Genomic DNA, 21560 nt, shown 5'->3' with positions numbered 1-21560 from the left:
GATAAATAAAGCATTATGAAATATATAGGAAAAATATTTCTTCTGGCGGTAGCTTGCTCTGCACTGACCGCTTGTAGTGATGATTTCTTCGACACAGAGAATGCAGGCATTGCCAGCAAGGAAGAAATTGACGAAATCGGTTCAAGTAGTCCCGATGCTCTGATTAAGGTGGTAGAGCCGTTGATTCTGGGACTCAATAATTATACATATCAATATAATACTCAAGGTAGTGCCAGTGCAGTTCACAACGACTTTGGTTTGATGAGTATCTATCATTTGGGCGATGTGATGAACGATGATTTGGCTATCAAACTACCGGGAAGTGGATGGTTTACATTCGACTATCAGCTGGATTATTGGGGTGCACAGTATGTACGTCCTTTCTTTTATTGGAATTTCTTTTATTCCATCATCAATAAAGCCAATGATATCATTTCTAAAATTTCGGCAGATGTAGAAGATGCTGATCTGAAAGCATATAAAGGTGAGTCTTTGGTGTATCGTGCTTTAGCTCATGCTTATCTGGCGCAAATGTATCAACAGACCTATGTTGGTAACGAAGAAGCCCCCGGCGTGCCTATTGTATTGACTCCTGAGGAAGCAGAAGATGCTTTTGCCGGCCGTGCACCGTTGTCCAAGCTTTATGCGCAAGTAGAAAAAGATTTCAAAGCGGGTATGGCTTTATTGGAAGGTTGGAAACGCCCCAATAAAACGATGATTGATGAGCAGGTAGCGGCTGGCCTTTATTCTCGTGTTTGTTTGGTTACAAACAATTGGGATGACGCCATAACGTATGCCCGTAAGGCCCGTGCCGGTTATAGTGTATATACTCCTCAGGAACTCTTGGCAGACAATGCTTTTAACAACATTGCTGCAAAAGAATGGATGTGGGGTGCAGACATTACACCTGAAACTTCTACTGCATTTGCTTCTTTCTTCTCCTTTATGTGCTCTTATGATGCAGGTTATGGTGGCGAAGTAGGTCAATATCGTATGATAGATGCCCGTTTGTACAATTCTATGAATCCGACTGACGTGCGTAAAAAATTGTTCAAACATAGCAGTACCGGTGTGAATTATACGGAACAAGAACAAGAATTTGCAGAATATACAAATCTGAAATTCAAGAAAGTAGCTAACTGGGAAGCTGATTATATCTACATGCGTGTATCTGAAATGATATTGAATGAAGCTGAAGCCTTGGCTCATAAAGGCGATGGTGCAGGTGCAGCACAAGTTTTGAAAGAACTTATGTCACAAAGAGATCCGTCCTGGAATATGGCTTCTGTAACGGTAGACGATGTATATCAGCAACGCCGTTTGGAATTGTGGGGTGAGGGATTCTCATTGTTTGACCATTTGCGTCTGAAAAAAGGTATCAATCGAAACTATGAGGGATCTAATCATGACTCAAGTGTGGCTTATACAATTGATGCCGGCAGTTGGTATTTCTTGTTCCAGCTTCCTTTGAGAGAACTGGATAACAGTGATGCGATTTCTGAAAGTGAGCAGAACCCGGCTCCTACAGAGAATAAATTCAAGAAGTAATCCTGTGGTGTTTCATTTATTATAGAATTAGATTATGAAAAATATCAAAACAATATTATTGGCGGCTAGTTTGGCAGTGTTCAATGTGGCTTGTGAAAATGATGCAACTCTTGATGGCACACGAGTTGCTGACACAAGTGCGCCGACAGTTTCGCTGCAAAATGTGACTTTGAATAAGTACACAGCAACTTTTGAGGTTTCATTGGATGCTGTTGGTACGCCGGCAGCTCGTGAATATGGTGTATTGGTAAGTACGGAAGCCCAGCCTGATTGGAACAATTCGATCGTCATTGCTTCTGACATGGCAGAAAGTCAGTCGACGTTGGTAGAAAACTTGTCTCCGGGTACCACCTATTATGCTTGTGCTTATGCTCTGACAGCCAATCAACTAGTAACATCAGAGGTGAAAAGTTTTACAACTGAATCTCATTATCTGGGTGCCTTCCTTGGTAAGCATACTTTGAATGGTTATAATTGGCATATGGAAGCGGAAATACCTGTTGCAGTGGAAATTGTAGCCGATCCTGAAAATGAAAAGATTGCTTATTTGAAGGGCTTGACTTCTTTTGCCGGAGTAACGTTGGATTTGGAGCCAGTAAAGATGATTTTCGATTTGGAAAACGGAACGGTAACAATCCCGGCTGGTCAGGAAATTGATGAAAAGAAATATGGCTTATATACCTATTGTTCATTAAGCCCTGATGGCTCCCAATATGTATTTGATGATATTGTAGGTTCCATTGATGGGAATACGCTGTCTTTTGATGCATTGTTTGCATTGATTGTGGAAGGTGGTAATGCAGGTATTGCTCATTTCGGTTATTTGGATTTGACTATCAAATAAAATAATCGGAATATAAATCTGTCAAGACAGGGTGGTCTTCATGCAAAACTATCCTGTCTTTTTTCTAATCATATGCTGAATCTTAAAACTATAATTCCATGAAACATTCTTTTGTACTACTTGTTGCTCTGTTTCTGACGCTGCATTTATGGGCCGAAAATGTTTCGATAGAAGATGCACAATCGTTTGCTCAGAGATTCTTCCAACAGAATACATCGACACGCGTTGCACTACCCCAGTTTCAGTTGGTGTGGGCTGGAAGCGACACCCAAACCCGAAGTGGCCGACATCCTGCGGCTTATGTATTCAATCGTACAGACGCGAAAGGCTTTATAATCATTTCTGGTGACGACATTGCCTATCCGGTATTAGGATATTCTGTTGAGAATAACTTTGCATCAGACCGCTTGCCTGATAATGTGCGTTATTGGATAGAGCATTTGGAGAAAGAAATCAATTATTTGCGATCTATACATAAAAAGGCTTCGCCTGATATTGAAGCTGCCTGGAATAGGCCCACATTGAGCGGAAAAGAACCACTTGTCAAACTCCAGACCGCTTTGTGGAACCAGGATGAACCTTATAACCGTTTATGTCCGATAACCCCTCAAGGGAAGGCTGTGAGTGGTTGTGTAGCTACTGCTATGGGTATTGTGATGAAATATTACGAGTGGCCTGATAAGGGGATAGGAACGATAGGTGGATATACGTCTCCTAGTCAAAATCTGTATATCTCCAGTTTTGCATTGGGGCATCCTTATGACTGGAACAATATGCCGTTGGAATACAAAAAAGGAAATTATACGGAAACTCAGGCCGAAGCTGTAGCACGCTTGATATATGATTGTGGCGTGATGGCTGGGGCGGATTATTCAGCATCGGCTACAGGGGCATTGACGCATATTGCCTTGAAAGCAATGGTCGAACACATGAAATATGACAAAAGTGTGAAACTGATAGATCGTGACAATTATAACTTTGCGTCCTGGGATGATTTGATTCGCAAGGAATTGGATGCCAGACGTCCTGTGCTCTATGGCGGTATGGATGCTTCGAATGGCGGACATCAGTTTGTTATTGACGGATATACGGCGGATGATTATTTCAGTGTGAATTGGGGATGGGGAGGATATTCGAACGGTAATTTCCTTCTGTCAACGCTCAATCCGTCTGATGTTGGTATCGGTGGCGGTAGTGGCGGTGGCTACAAGTTCAATCAAAATGCGGTTATAGGTCTTTATCCCGATAAAGGAGGTAATTATGAGGTCAATTTGGTATTGGCAGCTGCCAAAGGAAATGATGGTATCATGTATGAAGGACTTAGTTCAGATACTGACTATTTTCAGACGGGACAACCCTTTAATCTGAATGTAGCTTTTATTTTCAATTACGGCCTGGTTGCGTACGATGGAGATGTGATGGTTGGGGTTACCGATAAAGAGGGGAACTTGAAAGAAATATTGAACCAAACATATATTGAAGGTCTTCAATCTTACTATGGCACAGGCTTCAGTGTACAGTGCCAGATAAAACAGCCGATTGCCCGAGGAGATCGTATTCGAATTTTTTACAAGAAAGATGAAAAGTGGATTCGGATGGACTATAAAAAAGAAACTGTAGCTGAAATCGTCTTGCGCGAAGATAAATCGCTGGATGAAGGAACGTCTGTTTCATTCCAAAAAGCCAGCCGGATACTTCAGATACGAAGTTTTGTTGGAACTTCCTATAAAATATCGGTAGCCACAGATAGTAGTGTGAAACTGGAAGGCATGTTGAAGGATTCGGATGTTGTCAGTGTCGGTCCTGAACTGCTACCCAAAGGGCAATATATATTGGAGCTTTCTTATGAAGGCGAAAAGAAAATTATAACTCTTACACTTTAAATGTCATGACCATGAGAAAAATATATTTATCGATAATTGGAGCGGTTGTAGTACTGGCTCTAGTTGCATGTGGAAAAGACAATCCAACAGAAGAACCGCAACCTCCTCAGCCTGACAAAGTGGAAGTGGAAATAACGACAGAAGTATTGACACGCGCGACTACACAAGTAACGGAAACCCTGGAGACAGACGGACAGGAGATGGCAGTGTTCATTTCGTCCGAGGCAGTGCCAGGTGACAAAACGGTGGTAACCATGCAAAAGGTAAGTAGGGAAGAAGGAGAATGGAAACTGGAAACACCAATTGAACTGGCTGGGCAGGAGAACAAATTCTTGGGAGCGTTTCACCCTTATTCAGAAACAGCGACTTATCCTAGAAAAATAGCTGTAGAAGTGTTATCACAAACTGATTATCTATATTCAGGAAGTTTTCAGAAAGTCTCTTATGTTAATCCGAAAGTAAAGTTTTCCATGAAGCATGCTTTGTCCATTTTGGCATTCAACTTGAAAAAAGAATCGTACGAAGGCGAGGGAACGCTTCAGAAAATAACTGTCAGCGGGAAAGGAATTTATGTGGAAGGCGAGATGGATTTGACTACTGGTGAGATAACTGGTTCGAAAAATGGAACAGTGGAACGGGAGTATGAGCAACTGATTGCTTCCAGTGGTTGGAAAGAAGATATACCTGATTTGTTTTGTATTCCTTTCAGCTCTTCGGGAGAGAATGTTACGGTTACGTTCACCATCGATGACAAAGAATACCAAGTACTTTTACCGGCTTATAATATAGCCAAGGGAGTGAAATATATCTTTAGTGCAGCCTTGACCCATAACGGCCTGACTCTGTTTGAAACACCTGAGGTAGTCAATCTGAATACAGACGAAAGCAGCATGCCCACTGGGAATTATAGTCGTTTGAAAATAACTCACCAGAGCCAAAACTTTACTTTCCCATTGTTGCAGGGTAATGGCATTGTAGGAACTGTTACGTGGGGAGACGGCTTTTCTGAGAAATATGCGTCTGGGCTTCAACATGAGTATATAACTACCGGAACCCATATCTTGGATGCAGAATGCTGGAACGCTACAGAGGTAACCATCCAAAGTTTGAAAGATGTAGAGGCAATAGATTTGTCAGGATTTTGATATTATTTCAAGTAGGAATAGACTACCAATAGTCATTGTATGGGATCAGAACTTTCCATACATCCTTTTGGTAGTCTATTTTTTTTTCACTTATTTTGCCGAAATTTCAGCCGGAACTTTACGAACTTGTACCGGATGATAAAGGAGTGTGTAGTGATAATTATAGAATAGCAGAAGAAGACAATGGCAATGAAAGAATTTGTAATTTCCGAAGCGCAGGTCGAGACTGCGGTGCTGGTGGGACTCATCACGAAGACGCAGGACGAGCGGAAGACGAATGAGTATCTGGACGAACTGGCTTTTCTGGCTGAGACAGCCGGAGCGGAAGTGGTGAAACGCTTTACACAGAAACTGGACCAGGCTAACTCGGTGACGTATGTCGGCAAGGGGAAGCTGGACGAAATCAAACAATATATCAAGGACGAAGAGGAGGCGGAAAGGGAAATCGGTATGGTGATCTTCGACGACGAGCTGTCGGCCAAGCAGATCCGTAACATCGAGGCGGAACTGAAGGTGAAGATTCTGGACCGTACGTCGCTCATCCTCGACATCTTCGCCATGCGTGCACAGACGGCCAATGCCAAGACGCAGGTGGAGCTGGCACAATATAAATACATGTTGCCGCGTCTGCAACGACTGTGGACGCACCTGGAACGCCAGGGTGGTGGTTCCGGTGCCGGTGGCGGTAAGGGGTCGGTAGGTCTTCGCGGCCCGGGTGAAACCCAGCTGGAAATGGACCGCCGTATCATCCTGAACCGCATGTCGCTGCTGAAGGAGCGTCTGGCCGAGATTGACAAGCAGAAGGCTACGCAGCGCAAGAACCGCGGTCGGCTGATTCGTGTGGCACTGGTGGGATATACCAACGTGGGCAAGTCTACCTTGATGAACCTGCTGGCCAAGAGTGAGGTGTTTGCCGAGAACAAGCTGTTTGCCACGCTCGATACCACCGTACGCAAGGTAATCATCGACAACCTGCCGTTCCTGCTCAGCGATACGGTAGGATTCATCCGCAAGCTCCCTACCGACCTGGTGGACTCCTTCAAGTCGACGCTGGACGAGGTGCGCGAAGCCGACCTGCTGCTGCATGTGGTGGACATCTCGCATCCCGACTTCGAGGAACAGATAGACGTGGTGAACAAGACACTGGCGGACATCGGAGCGGCCGGAAAGCCGATGGTGCTTATATTCAATAAAATAGATGCCTATACGTATGTGAAGAAGGACGAAGACGACCTGACTCCGCGCACCAAGGAGAACTTGTCGCTGGAGGAACTGATGAGGACGTGGATGGCGAAGATGGAAGACAACTGCATGTTCATCTCGGCACGCGAGAAGACCAACATCGAGGAGATGAAGACGATGGTTTACCAGCGCGTCAAGGAACTGCATGTGCAGAAATACCCGTATAACGATTTCCTTTACCAGACTTACGACGAGAACGGAGAAGTGTAAGGGAAATGTTCGATGGTGCCTCTTGGGGGTACCGGACAGGAATCTCTATGAAACGTAGGTGGGCGGAGCTGCTCCAAGCTCTCGTCTGCCTGCGTTTCATGTGTTTATAAAAGAAACTTAGCAACTGTATCATGGAGAATTACAGAAACTTGACCGAAGATGAGATACTTCGGCTGAAGAGCCAGTCTTGCCTGGCCGACGATTGGGAGAAGGTTCGCGTGGCGGACGGTTTTTCGACAGAATTTGTGCATCATACCCGTTTCTCGGGTGAGGTGAAGTTGGGAGTCTTTCAGGGTGAGTTCATCTTGCCGGGAGGCATCTGCAAACATTCCGGTCTGCGGCATGTGACGTTGCACAACGTGACGGTGGGCGACAACTGCTGCATCGAGCATATCCAGAACTATATTGCCAACTATGAGATTGGACATGACACGTTCATCGAGAATGTGGACATCCTGCTGGTGGACGGTGTGTCAAGGTTCGGCAATGGGGTGGAGGTGTCTGTACTGAACGAAACGGGCGGGCGTGAAGTCGTAATTAATGACAAGCTGTCGGCCCACTTGGCCTATATTATGGCCCTCTACCGCCATCGTCCCGAACTGACTGCCCGCTTGAAGGAGATAGCGGACTATTATTCCGACAAACATGCTGCGGTGGTGGGCACCATCGGCAGTCATGTGACCATCCTGAATACGGGGTCGGTCCGGAATGTCCGTGTCGGCGACTATGCCTGCATCTCGGGCGCCTGCCGTCTGTCCAACGGCAGCATCAACAGCAACGAAGCGGCACCTGTGCGGGTAGGCGACGGAGTCATCTGCGACGATTTTATCCTCTCCAGCGGTTCGCATGTGGACGACGGTGCCATGCTGACGCGCTGCTTTGTGGGGCAGGCCTGCAAGCTGGGGCACAACTATTCGGCTTCGGACTCCCTGTTCTTCAGCAATTGCCAAGGCGAGAACGGTGAGGCGTGTGCCATCTTTGCCGGTCCTTTCACCGTGACGCACCACAAGTCGACGCTGCTCATTGCGGGCATGTTCTCGTTCATGAATGCCGGTTCGGGTTCCAACCAGAGCAACCACATGTACAAGCTGGGCCCCATTCATCAGGGAACGTTGGAGCGCGGCGCCAAGACGACGTCCGACTCCTACATCCTCTGGCCGGCCCGGGTGGGAGCTTTTTCACTGGTGATGGGCCGGCATGTCAACCATTCGGACACGTCGAACCTGCCGTTCTCCTATCTGATAGAGCAGAACAACACAACCTATCTGGTGCCGGGCGTCAACCTGCGCAGCGTGGGGACCATCCGCGACGCGCAGAAGTGGCCCAAGCGCGACGGACGCACGGACCCCGACAAGCTGGACTTCATCAACTACAACCTGCTCAGCCCCTATACCGTGCAGAAGATGTTCAAGGGGCGCGAGACGCTGCTCAACCTGCGCCATGCCAGCGGCGAACTGTCCGACATCTACTCGTTCCACAGTGCCAAGATACGCAATTCGTCGTTGGTGAACGGCATCAGGTTCTACGACATAGCCATCCACAAGTTCCTGGGCAATTCCGTCATCAAGCGCCTCGAAGGCATTGATTTCTGTACGGACGATGAAATCCGTGCCCGTCTGGTGCCGGACACTTCCATCGGCAGCGGAGAGTGGGTGGATATCTCGGGGCTGATAGCACCCAAAAGTGAGGTGGACGCATTGACGGACGCGATAGAACAAGGCATGGTGAACAAGCTGAAGGAAATCAATGCGGAGTTCGAACGGATGCACCGCAATTATTATACCTACGAATGGACCTGGGCCTACGGAAAGCTGGAGGAGTTCTACGGCGTGAAGCCCGAAAGCATGACCGCTGCCGACATCATCCGCATCGTGGAGAAGTGGAAGGAAGCCGTTATTGGCCTGGACCGCATGGTTTATGAGGACGCGAAGAAAGAGTTCTCCCTGGCTTCCATGACGGGTTTCGGTGCCGACGGCTCGCGGCTGGAGAAGGAAATGGACTTCGAGCAGGTGCGTGGCGACTTCGAGAGCAATCCGTTTGTCACCGCCGTGCTGAAGCATATCGAGGTGAAGAGTGCGCTGGGTGATGAATTGATAGAGCGGATGAAGAGGGTGGGCAACTGAAATTATTCCTAAAAACCTCCCTCCCCGTTGAAGAAAACGCTTTCGATTAAAGAAATATTTCGATAATACTTCTTACCTTTGCATCAATCAAGATTGAACAACCTTTTAAACAAATTGTAATTATGGCAACAACACCTCCGTTCAAGTATCAGCCCATGTTCGAGAAGGGCAAGGATACGACTGAGTATTATCTGCTTACCAAGGACTACGTGTCTGTAAGCGAGTTTGAAGGAAAACCCATCCTGAAGATCGAGAAGGAAGGATTGACCGCCATGGCCAACGCGGCCTTCCGCGACGTGTCGTTCATGCTGCGCCGCTCGCACAACGAGCAGGTGGCCAAGATTCTGAGCGACCCCGAAGCCAGCGACAACGACAAGTACGTGGCACTGACTTTCCTGCGCAATGCCGAAGTGGCCGCAAAGGGTCTGCTTCCCTTCTGTCAGGACACAGGTACGGCCATCATCCACGGCGAGAAAGGCCAGCAGGTATGGACGGGCTATTGCGACGAAGAGGCCCTGTCGCTGGGTGTATATAAGACTTATACTGAGGAGAACCTGCGCTACTCGCAGAACGCTCCGCTCACCATGTACGAGGAGGTGAACACCAAGTGCAACCTGCCCGCACAGATTGATATCGAGGCTACCGAAGGCATGGAATACGAGTTCCTCTGCGTGACCAAGGGCGGCGGTTCGGCCAACAAGACTTACCTCTATCAGGAGACGAAAGCCATCCTGAACCCCGAGACGCTGGTTCCGTTCCTCGTAGAGAAGATGAAGACGCTGGGTACGGCGGCTTGTCCTCCCTACCACATTGCCTTCGTCATCGGCGGTACATCGGCCGAGAAGAACCTGCTGACCGTGAAGCTCGCTTCTACCCGCTTCTATGACAACCTGCCCACGACGGGTAATGAATATGGTCGTGCCTTCCGCGACATTGAGCTGGAGAAGAAGGTGCTCGAAGAGGCTCACAACATCGGCCTCGGTGCACAGTTCGGCGGCAAGTACTACGCACACGACGTGCGCATCATCCGTCTGCCGCGCCACGGTGCTTCGTGCCCCGTCGGTCTGGGCGTATCGTGCTCGGCCGACCGTAACATCCGTTGCAAGATCAACAAGGACGGTATCTGGATTGAGAAGCTGGACAGCCATCCGGGCGAACTGATTCCGGCAGAACTGCGTCAGGCCGGTGAAGGCGATGCCGTGAAGATCAACCTGAACCAACCGATGGCCGACATCCTGAAGGAGCTGACCAAGTATCCGGTTGCCACGCGTCTGAGCCTGAACGGTACCATCATCGTAGGTCGCGACATTGCGCACGCCAAGCTGAAAGAGCGTCTGGACCGCGGCGAAGACCTGCCCCAGTACATCAAGGACCATCCCATCTACTACGCCGGTCCGGCCAAGACGCCGAAGGGCATGGCCTGCGGCTCGATGGGCCCCACGACAGCCGGCCGTATGGACCCGTACGTCGACCTGTTCCAGAGCCACGGAGGCAGCATGATCATGCTGGCCAAGGGTAACCGCAGCCAGGCCGTGACCGACGCCTGCAAGAAGCACGGCGGTTTCTACCTCGGCTCCATCGGTGGCCCGGCAGCCATCCTGGCCCAGAACAACATCAAGAGCATCGAGTGCGTGGAATATCCCGAACTGGGCATGGAAGCCATCTGGAAGATTGAAGTGGAAGACTTCCCCGCCTTCATCCTCGTGGACGACAAGGGTAACGACTTCTTCAAGCAACTGAAGCCCCGCTGCTGCAAGTAAGCGACGGTACAGATAGAGATAAAAAAGGATGCGTCCGGTTGGGGCGCATCCTTTTTTTGTTGTATGGAGGGGCATGGAAGCCGCTTGTCTTTGTTTCCCTGAAGCGGGGAATGTGGGGCGTTTCCTGCGAGGAAACGGTAGTTCCCCTATGGGGAAACGCTCGTTCCCCTATAAGGAAACGGGAGTTTCCACGCACAGGGAACGCTTGTTTCCTGCACGGGGAACTCGCGTTTCCGTGTACTGGATACAGGCGTTCCCGGTACGGGATACGGATGTAAGGCCGTAGAACTTCCGGCCGTCCGACCGTTTCCGGCCGTTTGACCGGCACGGGGGCGGGTGCTTATTTGGTGCGTACCTGGTCCCATGACGGCGGGGTGACTCCCATCAGGTGGCGGACGAAGAAGTCATACCGCTTGTGCTCGCCGAAGTCCTCGCCCATCGTGTGGTGGGCGCCGGGGATAACTACCAGGTCGAAGTCCTTGCCGGCCTTGATGAGGGCATTGGCCACCTGCAGGGTCGAGGCCGGATCCACATTATCGTCCAGCTCGCCTACGACCAGCATCAGGGGGCGGGTCAGCCGGTAGGCGTTGTCCACGTTGGAGCAGGCACTGTAGGACTCGTCCACGGGATAGCCCATCCACAGCTCGTTCCACCAGATTTTGTCCATCCGGTTGTCGTGGCATCCGCAGGCCGAATAGGCGGCCTTGTAGAATTCGGGATGGAAAAGTACGGCTCCGGTGGATTCCTGTCCGCCGGCCGAGCAGCCGAAGATGCCTACGCGGTCGATGTCCATGTAGGGATACTTCTCGGCGGCGGCCTTGATCCAGGTGATGTGGTCGGGCAGGCCGGCGTCCTTCAGGTTCTTGTAGCAGACTTCTTCAAACTCCTTGGAGCGGAAGGAGGTGGTCATGCCGTCCACCTGTACCACGATGAAGCCCAGTTCGGCCAGCGAGGTCATCCACCAGTTGTAGGAAGTGAAGGTCTTGGGCACATACTGGTCGCCCGGGCCGGAGTAGATATATTCGATGACGGGGTATTTCTTGTTCGGGTCCAGGTTGGAGGGGCGGTAGATGAGGCCCCACATGTCGGTCTTGCCGTCGCGCCCCTTGGCGGTGAACACTTCGGGGGCCTGCCAACCGTTCTGCAGCAGGGCCGAGATGTCGGCCTGTTCCAGCTGCATGCGTATGCTGCCGTCGGTGGCGTTGCGCAGGACGGCTACGGGAGCCTGGTCCACCTTGCTATATACATCGACCAGATATTGATGGTCGGACGAATACCAGGCCTTGTGCATGCCTTCTTCCGGCGTCAGGCAGGTCAGGCCGGAGCCGTCGAAGCCGATGCGGTAGTAGTGGATGAGGTACGGGTCTTCGTCCTTGTTCATGCCGTTGGCCGAGAAGTAGATGGTCTCGTTCTGCTCGTCCACGTACTGCACCTCGCGTACGTACCATTCGCCGCGGGTAATCTGGTGGAGGGGCTTCCCTGTCGCGCGGTCGTACAGGTAGAGGTGGTTGTAGTTGTCGCGCTCGCTCGACCAGAGGATGCGCTTCCCGTCGCTCAGGTAGTGGCGGTAGATGCGGGGATAGTTGACGTATTTCTCTTCCTTCTCCTCAATCAGCGTGCGTACGCTGCCGTCGGTTGCCGACATTTCGAGCACGCGGTAGACTTTGTGTCCGCGTTCGTTGTACTCAAAGGTGATGCCCTTGCTGTCGGTATTCCAGGTCGGTCCGTACAGGTCGTACTGGTGGCTGAAGAGTTCGGTCGAGGGAATCAGCCGGCGTCCGCTTTCCACTTCGAAGATGCAGGGCACCTTGAAGCGCAGCTCGTCACCGGGCTTGGCATACTCCTGCTTGTGGAGTTTGGGCTGGAGCTGGTCGGCGGGCGACGACTCCACGTAGTACACATACCGCTTCTCGGCGGGACGGATGCGGCAGGCGGCCAGTGCCTTCGAGTCGGGCGACCATTGGATGTAGGACGAATAGTAGTTGCCCTTCGTGCCGTCGATGCTCAGTTGCTTTTCTTTCCCGCTGGCGACGTCGCGCACGTAGATGTTGTCGTTCTTGATGTAGGCGGTATATTTCCCGTCGGGCGAGGTGACAGGTCCGCGGCCTTTCTCGTCGTCCACCTCCATCCAGTGGGGCTGTGGTCCGCGGGGCTGTACCTCACCTTCCGTCACGAGCGAGTTTTTCTTGATGGCATAGGCCCAGTATTTGCCGGTCGACTCGAAGCGCAGGGTGTCGGCCTTCGGGTTCAGGCGGCACTGGTTCAGGGGCAGGTTGTAGGCATCGGTCTGCTTGCCGGTCTGTTCGGCCAGCAGGCGGGCCAGCTTCTCCTGGTCGAACAAGGCAGAGCGCTTGGACTGTTTCGCGTCGACTTTGATGTATTCCTTGCCACGGGCCGTGTTGCGGATGTACCAGAAGACATCGGCGCCTTCCACCCAGTGGGGTACGACGTCACTGTACAGCACGTGCTTTGCGCTGTATTTCTCACGGAGGCTATACGCGCGGTTATAGTCTTCTACCGTGCCCTGCGGATAGGCGGGCACACTCAGCAGTCCTCCCAGACAGAGGGGGACGAGGATGTTTTTCAATGAACCAAACATTGTTTTTAGTTTTATCAGTATTTATTCGTTGACTTTCCATTCGAGGATGCCGCCTGACGCATTTTCCTGAAGCTGGGCGGCTATCTTCAGTCCGGTGGTTTCGACCGGCTTGAACTTCAGGGTATTGTAGCAGTCTTTCTTTATACCGTATTCGCTTTGGGCTTCCACTTCCTTCCATGCCTTGCCGGCCTTGTAATAGAGCTTCCAGCTCTGGGGTACCCGGAAGTTGCCGTCATAGTGGTCCAGGTCCAGCCAATAGACCGATACGCCGGACACCCGGTAAGGGCGGTCGAACTCGTAGGCCAGCGTCTCGAGGCTTCCCTTCTTCAGCCACCAGTAGAAGTAGGGTTTGGAGATATCCGAAGAAGACTGGGGTTCCCACTGGTCGTTGACTCCCCAGGCCCATACTTCCTGGGCGGCCGATTCGGGGGCATCTTTCTGGATAGCGGCCTGCAGGCTGAAGGTCCGGGCGCGCGAGGCGATGGTGGGTTGAGGGGTAGGAGTGGCGTATTCTTTGGCGGAGGCAATCCAGACTTCCATCTGGTCGGCTCCACGGTTGTTCCAGGTGGAATAGGGGATGGCCCGGAAGGGAACGGCGGTGACAGTTCCGTCGGTACCGACTTCTTGGGCCGTACCGTCCAGCACGACGACTCCGTTCAGAAGGCCGGCATCATAGCGGGCGGCGACGGGGGCAGTGGGGGCGATGAATTTGTTGAATACCGTACTGTCCGGCTGGTCTTTCCCTTCCAGGCAGTAGACGATGGGGCCGCGTTCCAGGGCCAGGAACCCTACGTCGGTCTTGACTTGCTCGTTGGCCTGGATTCTGCGGACTTCCATCGGTAGCTCCAGTTCGATGACGTCTCCTGCTTTCCACGTCCGCAGGAGGGTGGCATAGCCGTTGCCGGTCAGATAGTCTGCCGCTTGGCCGTTCACCCGAATATGGTAGTCCTTCGGTGCATCGGTGTAGGCGTACAGGCTGGAGGCGACGGGCCTGTCTGTCAGCCAGCCGGGGATGCGCAGGCGGATGGCAAATTCACGCTCTTTCTCGGGAGTGACTTGGATAGACACCTGGCCGTTCCAGGGATAGGTGGTGGTCTGGGTCAAGGTGACCTGGTTGTCTGTTGTCGTCAGGTCGGCTTTCCCTTGTATGTAGAGGTTGACGTAGACGTCGTTCTGCTGTGTGGCATACTGGTAGCCCGATACGGAGGCCAGGAAGCGGGTGATGTTGCCCGGGCAGCAGGCACAGCCGAACCATCGTTGGCGTTCGTGTTCGCCCATCGATTCCAGCGGATTGTCGTAGAAGAACTTGTCGCCGCTCAGCGATACGCCGGAGAGGACGCCATTGTACAGTGCCCGTTCGTAGACGTCGACATATTTGGACTCGCCGGTGGCCAGGAACATGCGGTAGTTCCAGAAGACGTTGGCGATGGAGGCGCAGGTCTCGCAATAGGCCGTGTGGTTGGGCAGCTCGTAATTGGGACCGAAGCCTTCGCCCTGTGCACGCGAGCCCATGCCCCCCGTGATGTAGAGTTTCTTGTCCGCCAGGTTGTTCCACAGACGTGTCATGGCATGGAGGTAGGACGTGTCGTTCGTCTGCATGGCCACGTCGGTCACGCCCGAATAGAGGTAACCTGCGCGGACGGCATGTCCCGCCATTTCGTCCTGTTGCAGGATGGGTTTGTGGTCCTGGCTGTATTCGCTCAGCTTGTGGCCGTCGGTTCCGCGCCCGGTCTCCTCGATGAAGTATTGGGCCATCCGCAGGTATTTCTCGTCGTGGGTGACCTTGTAGAGCTTGACCAGTGCCATTTCGATGATGGGGTGTCCGGAGGGCACGTGCTTCTGTCCTTCGCCGGGGCCGAATACCTGGCATACTAGGTTGGCGTTCTTGATGGCTACGTCAAGCAGGGTACGTTTGCCGGTGGCCCGGTAATGGGCTACTGCCGCTTCGTAGAGGTGGCCGCTGTTATAGAGTTCGTGGCTGTTGAGCTTTTCCCATTTGGAGCGTCCCCACCAGCCGGACAGGCGGTAACACTTGTTGGTGACACAGGTTGTCAGGTAGCCGTCCGGCTCCTGGGCGGCGGCGATGATGGCGATGACGCTGTCCAGATACTGGTCGAGCTGCGGGTCGTAGCGGACGGCCAGCGAGTAGGACGCGCCCTCTATCACCTTGTAGGGGTCTGTGTCGTCGAACGAAAAGTCGCCCCGGTGCTCACCTTTCTTCAGGCCGGCGGCGATGGCAAAATTGTCGAAGCGGCCGTTCTTCTCGCATTCGCGGAAGGCTGACGGGATGGATACCGTCCGGTTGGTTTCAATTCTGGGCGACCAGAAGCTGTCGGTCAGATGGACTTGGGTAAAGGATACTTCCTGGATGGGAGCCTGCGGCTGCTGGTATGCAGCCTGCCGGCAGGAAGATACGCTGAGCAGCGTTGCCATGCTCAGGCTTAGACAAATGCTGTGTTTCATATGGGTAAGATTCATTTGTTGGATAGAGTTCATGTCGTTTTTCAAGGGTTGCGCCTGCAAAGTTAAAAAGATATGTGAAATAAAACGACAGCTCTTTCAAAATAAATCTTACGAATGGATGCAGGATTTACAAGTCCAAGTATTTTGTCACTTTTCCGCTGATTTGCAGAAGCGATATTTCGCAGAGCTTGGTGTTGTACTCGGCCGTCAGGATGCGTTCCTCGGCGTCGAGCAGGCTCTTCTGTGCTTCGCGCATCTCGATACCCGAAAGGTTGCCCAGCATGTAGCGTTCCATGGCGATTTCGTGGTTGTCCTTGGCGGCGACGAGGTTCTGCCGTTCCAGGTTCAGCATCTCCAGGTTGTTGCGGTAGGCCTGCCACAGGTTGCTCAGGTCGGCCCGCAGGGAGAGTTCCAGCTCGTCGCGTTGCAGGCGGGCGTTCTTCACGGCGATGCTGGCATTGCGCCGTTCGCGCTTGCGGTTGCCGTCGAAGATGTTGAAGCCGATGGTCACTCCGCCGCTGAATCCGAAGTTGTTGCGCCGGCTGTAGCTGTTGATGTCGTATTTATTGAACGTGTAGCCGTATCCGGCGTTCAGGCGGACGTAGGGATAGTTGCGCGAGTTCACCTTCTTGTAGTCCATCTGTGCCAGCCGGGTGTTCTGGTCGGCTTTCAGCAGGGACGAATTGACTTTTAGGGTGGCTTGCCAGAGCTCCTCGAAATCGAGCGAAGAGTTGACATCGATGACGCTGTCGTGCGTCAGGATGAGCTGATCTACGTTCTCGTTGCCCATCAGCTCGTTCAGGTTGATGCGTGAAGTGTGGAGCAGCTCCTGCTGCTTCATGTATTGGGCACTGTCGGCGTTGAAGTCCACCTTGGCCTGCTGGTAGTCCAGACGCGAGAAGTTGCCCACATGGTAGCGTGCCTCCACGATGCGCAGGCGTTCCTTGGAAAGCCGGACGGCATAGAGCAGGTTCTTCATGCGGATTTTCTGCTGGATGAAGTTGTAGTATTCGGCGGTGAGCGAGGCGATGAAGTCCTCCAGTGCGATGCGGGTATTGGTCTCTCCCTGTTCGCGGAGCAGCTTCAGCTGCTGGTAGGTGGTGGAGATGTTGAATCCGTCGAAGATGGTCCAGTTGAGGTCGATGCCGGCATCGATGGTCTGGTCGAAGACGTTGTGCTGCTTTTCCGTCAGGCCGGTGCTTCTCACCTTGCTGTTGGTATTGTCCAGACTGGCCTGGTAGCCGCCCGTCAGGTCGACGGTAGGCAGGGCGCCGGCATTGGCCAGGGTGGCGTTGTTCTGGCTGATCTGCTCCTCGTTGTGCGTGATGCGCAGGGAGTAGTTGTTGAGGAGCCCTTCTTCGAGGCACGACTTCAGGGTATAGGTGACTGCCTGCTGTGCCTGTATGGCAGACAGGGCACAGAGGACGGCTATCGTAGACAATAGGATGCGTTTCATATCTTTCTTACTTTACTTCGGTTGGTAGATACATAACTGTAGATGGCGGGTACGATGTACATGGTGAGCAGGGTGGACACCAGCATGCCGCCTACGACGGCCGTACCCATGGCAATGCGTTGGTTGGCACCTTCGCCTGTGGCAAAGGCCAGCGGGATGAGGCCGATGATGGTCGAGGCGCTCGTCATCAGGATGGGGCGGAGGCGTTGGAGCGAGGCGTCGCGGATGGCCTGCATCTTGTCTTCGCCCGCTTCCTGCTTCTGGTTGGCAAACTCGACGATCAGAATGCCGTTCTTGGCCACCAGGCCGATGAGCATGATAATGCCGATCTGGCTGAAGATGTTCATCGTGATGTCGCCTATCGACATGAATATCAGCGCACCCGCAATGGCCAGCGGCACGGTGAGCATGATGATGAGCGGATCCTTGAAGCTCTCGAACTGGGCTGCCAGAATCAGGTAGATGAGGAAGATGGCCAGGATGAAGGCGAACATCAGGCTGGAGGCGCTCTCGCTATAGTCCTTCGAGTCGCCCGCCAGGGCTGTGCGGAAGGTCTCGTCCAGCACCTCGTCGGCTATCTTGTCCATCTCGTCCAGTCCCTGTCCGATGGTCTTCCCTTCGGCCAGTCCGGCCGAGACGGTAGCCGACACGAAGCGGTTGTAGTGGTACAGCTTCGGGGGAGCCGTGCCGTAGACCAGTTCCACCAGGTTGTCGAGCTGGATCATGTCGCCTGCGTCGTTGCGGATGTACAGGCCCACCAGGTAGGCCGGCCGGTTGCGTTGCTGGCGGTTGATTTCTCCCAAGATCTCGTATTGCTTGCCGTTCATGTAGAAGTATCCCATGCGCTGGCCGCTCAAACCGTATTGCAGGGTCTGGGCAATGTTCTTGGTGCTGACGCCCATGGCACCGGCCTTGTCGCGGTTGATGCTGATGCGGGCTTCAGGCTTGCTGAACTTCAGGTCGACGTCGGCCATCTGGAAGACATCGTTTTCATAGACGCGTTCCATGAACTTGGGCAGCACTTCCTGTAGTTTTTCAAGGTTGGTGGCCTGCAATACATATTGTACCGGCATGCTGGCACGGCGTCCGCCGAAGGACGACGACTGCTGTACGAAGGCACGTGCCTGCGTTTCCCGCTTGACGGCCTGCGACAGCTTTTCGGCCACGTCCATCTGTGAATAGTCGCGGTCGCGGATGTCCTTCAGCGTAATGCGGATGTTGCCGCTTCCGCTGGACACGCGGGCCGTGACGGCGGCCGCATCGGGGATGATGGAGTCGACCACGTCATTGATGTGCTCCGTGTAGTCGCGGATGTATTCGTAGCTGACGCCTTCGGCACCGATGGTGTTGATGTTGATTTGCGAACGGTCCTCCAGCGGAGCCATCTCGGCGGGGATGCGGTTCCACAGAACGAAGATGACGTCAAAGGTGATGAGGGTGAACACCAGGGCAATCCAGCGTTTGCGCAGGAAAGCCGCGAGCGAACGGCTGTACAGACGGTTCAGTCCGTCAAAGAAAGGCTCCGTCTTGCGGTAGAACCAGTTCTTCTGCTCCTGTCGCTTCAGCAGTTTGGTGGCCAGCATCGGCGTAAAGGTGAGGGCTGCAAACGAGGAGATGATGATGGAGCCCGAAATGACGAAGCTGAATTCACGGAAGAGGCGGCCCGTGGTCCCTTCCATGAAAACGATGGGGAAGAATACAGCCACCAGCGTGATGGTGGTGGAGATGACGGCGAAGAAGATTTCCTTGGCTCCCTCGATACCTGCTTCTTTGGGCGGCATGCCTTTCTCGATGCGGACGTAGATGTTCTCGGTCATTACGATGGCGTCGTCCACCACCAGACCTACGGAGAGGACGACGGCCAGCATCGTCAGTACGTTGATGGAGAAGCCTGCCACGTACATCACGAAGAAGGCACCGATGAGCGACACGGGAATTACGATACAGGGTACCAGCGTGACGCGCCAGTCGCGCAGGAAGAGGAAGATGATGATGATAACCAGCACGAAGGCTTCATACACGGTGCTTTCCACCTCACTGATGGAGGCGCGGATGAACTTGGTGTTGTCGAAGCCATAGCTGTAGCTGACGTCCTCGGGCAGGTCTTTCTTCATGCGCTCCATGCGCTCGTACACGGCGTCGGCTATCTGGATGTGGTTGGCTCCCGGCTGGGGAACGACTACGACGCCCACCATTGGTACGCCGTTCATCTTCATGTAGCTTTTGATGTCGGCGGCTCCCAGTTCGGCCCGTCCGATGTCGCTGAAGCGGATGATGCGGTTGGCATCTTCCTTGATGATGAGGTTGTTGAACTCTTCGGGTGTATGCATCAGACCCAGGGTGCGGATGGTCAGTTCGGTGGTGTTGCCTTCGATACTGCCCGAGGGGAGTTCAATGTTTTCCTGGTCGATGGCATTCTTTACGTCGACGGGTGTGATGCCGTAGCCCGACATCTTGGTGGGGTCGAGCCAGAGACGCATGGAATATTTCTTCTCGCCCCAGATACTCACGCTGCTTACGTCGGAGATGGTCTGAAGCTGTTCCTTTACGGTGAGGTCGGCTATCTCACTCAGTTCCAGCAGCGAGCGCTTGTTGCTCTGCAGGGCTACCATCAGGATGGGTACGGCGTCGGCATCGGCTTTCGATACGGTAGGCGGGTCGCAGTCGCGGGGCAGGTAGCGCTGAGCGCGCGATACCTTGTCGCGTACGTCGTTGGCAGCAGTTTCCAGGTCGACAGACAGTTCGAATTCGACGGTGATTCGGCTTTGCCCCTGCTGGCTGACACTGGTCAGCGAGCGGATGCCGGGAATACCGTTGATGTTCTGTTCCAGCGGTTCGGTAATCTGGTTCTCGATGACGTCGGCGTTGGCTCCCGTGTACGAACAGGATACGGAGATGATGGGGTTGTCCACCGACGGATATTCGCGCACGCCGAGGTAGGTATAGCCGATGAAGCCAAAGAGCAGGATGATGATGGTCAGTACTGTTGACAATACAGGGCGGCGTATGCTTAGTTCGGATATATTCATTTCAATGAAGAATTAAGAATTAGAAATTGAAGATGAATGCTGTTTGATGAATCGTTTTGAATGAAGAAATAGGCCGTGCAATGTCTGCTGATGCCGAATGTACTTCCTCATGTTTCGTTGTGCATTCTCTATTCATTCGATGTGGTCAATGGTTACATCCATACCTGTGCGGAGTTGCTGGGTGCCCGATATGATGACGGTGTCGCCTGCAGCCAGTCCCTTGACGGCCTGTACCAGTGCGTCTGTGCGGATACCGGTAACGATTTCTACCGGTTCGGCTTTGCCCGAGCGGTAGAGGAACACTTTGTCCTTGCCCATTTCGGGGACAATGGCCTGCGAGGGAATGGCCAGCGCATCCTTGTATTCCTGCCTCTTCAGGGTGATGGAGGCATAGCGGCCGGGCATGATGCCGCTGGGGTTGGGGTAGAGGGCACGTACGGTCAGGGTGTGCGTGTTGATGTCGAGACTCGATTCGCGGGCGTAGACTTGTGCGTGGTAGGTGTCCAGCGAGCCTTCCAGTGTGAAGGTGAGATTGGTGCCAACCTGAATGTCGCGGGCGTAGCGTTCGGATACGGAGAACTCCAGCTTCAGGGGAGAAATCTTGGTGAGCTTGGCCACGATGGTGGTAGGCGAGGCATAGGTGCCGACGCTTACCTGGCGCAAGCCGATGATGCCGTCGAAGGGAGCACGCAGCTCGGTTTGGGCTATCTGCGCCTCGACGCTTTCAATGTCGGCGTTCAGGGTAGCCAGTTCGGTCTTGACCTGCTCGTAGGCTTCCTGGCTGACGGCATCGCGCTTCAGCAGGGCGTCCTGGCGGAACACACGGTCTTCTGCCAGCTTCAGTTGCGAAACCAGTCGTTGCAGTTGGGCTTGCAGGGGACGGTCGTTCACCTTGGCCAGCAGCTGGCCTTTCTGCACGGTGGTACCTTCCTCGAAATTGATTTCTACGATTTTGCCAGAGGTTTCAAAGGACAGGTTTACTTCTTCGTCGGGGATGAGGCTGCCGATGATGGGCACTTCGTCGGTCAGCATACGGGGGCGTACGACGACAGCATTGATGTTCAACGCTTTCTTTCCCCGACTTTGGGTGGTCATTACTTGATCGGCTTCCGCCAGTTCTTCGTTCGGTTGGGGCATTTGCGAATAGACACCCCATCCTATCAGCCCGGCACCGACAAGGGCAACGAGGCTCCATTTTACTCTCTTCTTCATTCTTTCTGTGATTCGTGGTATTAGAATATAAATCAACCTTTCGATA

Annotated in this window: 12 protein-coding genes; 7 read left to right on the top strand and 5 right to left on the bottom strand. The window is 53.0% G+C overall.

Translation table 11 applies throughout. The features are described from left to right. Window positions 1-15: 15 nt before the first annotated feature. The 7 genes from BQ7483_RS04260 (at window position 16) to BQ7483_RS04230 (ending at window position 10755) form a co-directional block, all read left to right on the top strand. Window positions 16-1548 carry a RagB/SusD family nutrient uptake outer membrane protein gene (locus BQ7483_RS04260; protein ID WP_072544901.1) on the top strand — a complete coding sequence of 511 codons (1533 nt, stop codon included), beginning with the start codon at window positions 16-18 and terminating at the stop codon, window positions 1546-1548. Window positions 1549-1582: 34 nt separating this feature from the next. Then, entirely contained in the window at window positions 1583-2392 is an 810-nt protein-coding gene (locus BQ7483_RS04255; protein ID WP_139247526.1) for a fibronectin type III domain-containing protein, read from the top strand. Window positions 2393-2490: 98 nt separating this feature from the next. Next, complete coding sequence (locus BQ7483_RS04250) at window positions 2491-4275, top strand: C10 family peptidase (protein WP_072544899.1); 1785 nt, start codon at window positions 2491-2493, stop codon at window positions 4273-4275. An 11-nt stretch (window positions 4276-4286) separates the two neighbouring features. Beyond that, window positions 4287-5420 carry a fimbrillin family protein gene (locus BQ7483_RS04245; RefSeq protein ID WP_162274240.1) on the top strand — a complete coding sequence of 378 codons (1134 nt, stop codon included), beginning with the start codon at window positions 4287-4289 and terminating at the stop codon, window positions 5418-5420. 189 nt (window positions 5421-5609) lie between these two features. Beyond that, complete coding sequence (gene hflX / locus BQ7483_RS04240) at window positions 5610-6872, top strand: GTPase HflX (RefSeq protein ID WP_022021900.1); 1263 nt, start codon at window positions 5610-5612, stop codon at window positions 6870-6872. A gap of 131 nt (window positions 6873-7003) precedes the next feature. After that, the gene (locus BQ7483_RS04235; protein ID WP_072544897.1) at window positions 7004-8995 is read left to right on the top strand and encodes a DUF4954 family protein; all 1992 of its coding nucleotides are present in this window, start codon (window positions 7004-7006) and stop codon (window positions 8993-8995) included. A gap of 122 nt (window positions 8996-9117) precedes the next feature. Further along, window positions 9118-10755, top strand: coding sequence for a fumarate hydratase (locus tag BQ7483_RS04230; protein ID WP_072544896.1), 1638 nt, complete (start codon window positions 9118-9120; stop codon window positions 10753-10755). A gap of 340 nt (window positions 10756-11095) precedes the next feature. Here the strand turns inward: BQ7483_RS04230 and BQ7483_RS04225 are convergent, their stop codons facing one another. From BQ7483_RS04225 to BQ7483_RS04205, 5 genes are all read right to left on the bottom strand, one after another. Continuing rightward, the gene (locus BQ7483_RS04225) at window positions 11096-13354 is read right to left on the bottom strand and encodes a S9 family peptidase (protein WP_072544895.1); all 2259 of its coding nucleotides are present in this window, start codon (window positions 13352-13354) and stop codon (window positions 11096-11098) included. Window positions 13355-13375: 21 nt separating this feature from the next. Then, a complete protein-coding gene (locus tag BQ7483_RS04220; protein WP_407657203.1) occupies window positions 13376-15787 on the bottom strand; it encodes a glycoside hydrolase family 127 protein in 2412 nt (803 codons plus the stop codon). A gap of 157 nt (window positions 15788-15944) precedes the next feature. Further along, entirely contained in the window at window positions 15945-17273 is a 1329-nt protein-coding gene (locus tag BQ7483_RS04215) for a TolC family protein (RefSeq protein WP_072544894.1), read from the bottom strand. Then, a complete protein-coding gene (locus BQ7483_RS04210) occupies window positions 17270-20302 on the bottom strand; it encodes an efflux RND transporter permease subunit (protein ID WP_072544893.1) in 3033 nt (1010 codons plus the stop codon). Before BQ7483_RS04210 ends, BQ7483_RS04215 begins: the two co-directional genes overlap by 4 nt. Before the next feature lie 132 nt (window positions 20303-20434). Beyond that, the gene (locus BQ7483_RS04205; RefSeq protein WP_072544892.1) at window positions 20435-21514 is read right to left on the bottom strand and encodes an efflux RND transporter periplasmic adaptor subunit; all 1080 of its coding nucleotides are present in this window, start codon (window positions 21512-21514) and stop codon (window positions 20435-20437) included. Window positions 21515-21560: the final 46 nt, after the last annotated feature.

This window comes from Mediterranea massiliensis, from assembly GCF_900128475.1.
Classification (GTDB): domain Bacteria; phylum Bacteroidota; class Bacteroidia; order Bacteroidales; family Bacteroidaceae; genus Bacteroides; species Bacteroides massiliensis_E.
This window is presented reverse-complemented; position numbering and strand designations above follow the sequence as displayed.

Excerpts from the sequence above, each read along its gene's own strand:
- BQ7483_RS04260 (WP_072544901.1), top strand. The coding sequence starts at position 16 with ATGAAATATATAGGAAAAATATTTCTTCTGGCGGTAGCTTGCTCTGCA.
- hflX (WP_022021900.1), top strand. The coding sequence starts at position 5,610 with ATGAAAGAATTTGTAATTTCCGAAGCGCAGGTCGAGACTGCGGTGCTG.
- BQ7483_RS04245 (WP_162274240.1), top strand. The coding sequence starts at position 4,287 with ATGAGAAAAATATATTTATCGATAATTGGAGCGGTTGTAGTACTGGCT.
- BQ7483_RS04205 (WP_072544892.1), bottom strand. The coding sequence starts at position 21,514 with ATGAAGAAGAGAGTAAAATGGAGCCTCGTTGCCCTTGTCGGTGCCGGG.
- BQ7483_RS04235 (WP_072544897.1), top strand. The coding sequence starts at position 7,004 with ATGGAGAATTACAGAAACTTGACCGAAGATGAGATACTTCGGCTGAAG.
- BQ7483_RS04230 (WP_072544896.1), top strand. The coding sequence starts at position 9,118 with ATGGCAACAACACCTCCGTTCAAGTATCAGCCCATGTTCGAGAAGGGC.
- BQ7483_RS04210 (WP_072544893.1), bottom strand. The coding sequence starts at position 20,302 with ATGAATATATCCGAACTAAGCATACGCCGCCCTGTATTGTCAACAGTA.
- BQ7483_RS04220 (WP_407657203.1), bottom strand. The coding sequence starts at position 15,787 with ATGGCAACGCTGCTCAGCGTATCTTCCTGCCGGCAGGCTGCATACCAG.
- BQ7483_RS04215 (WP_072544894.1), bottom strand. The coding sequence starts at position 17,273 with ATGAAACGCATCCTATTGTCTACGATAGCCGTCCTCTGTGCCCTGTCT.
- BQ7483_RS04225 (WP_072544895.1), bottom strand. The coding sequence starts at position 13,354 with ATGTTTGGTTCATTGAAAAACATCCTCGTCCCCCTCTGTCTGGGAGGA.
- BQ7483_RS04250 (WP_072544899.1), top strand. The coding sequence starts at position 2,491 with ATGAAACATTCTTTTGTACTACTTGTTGCTCTGTTTCTGACGCTGCAT.
- BQ7483_RS04255 (WP_139247526.1), top strand. The coding sequence starts at position 1,583 with ATGAAAAATATCAAAACAATATTATTGGCGGCTAGTTTGGCAGTGTTC.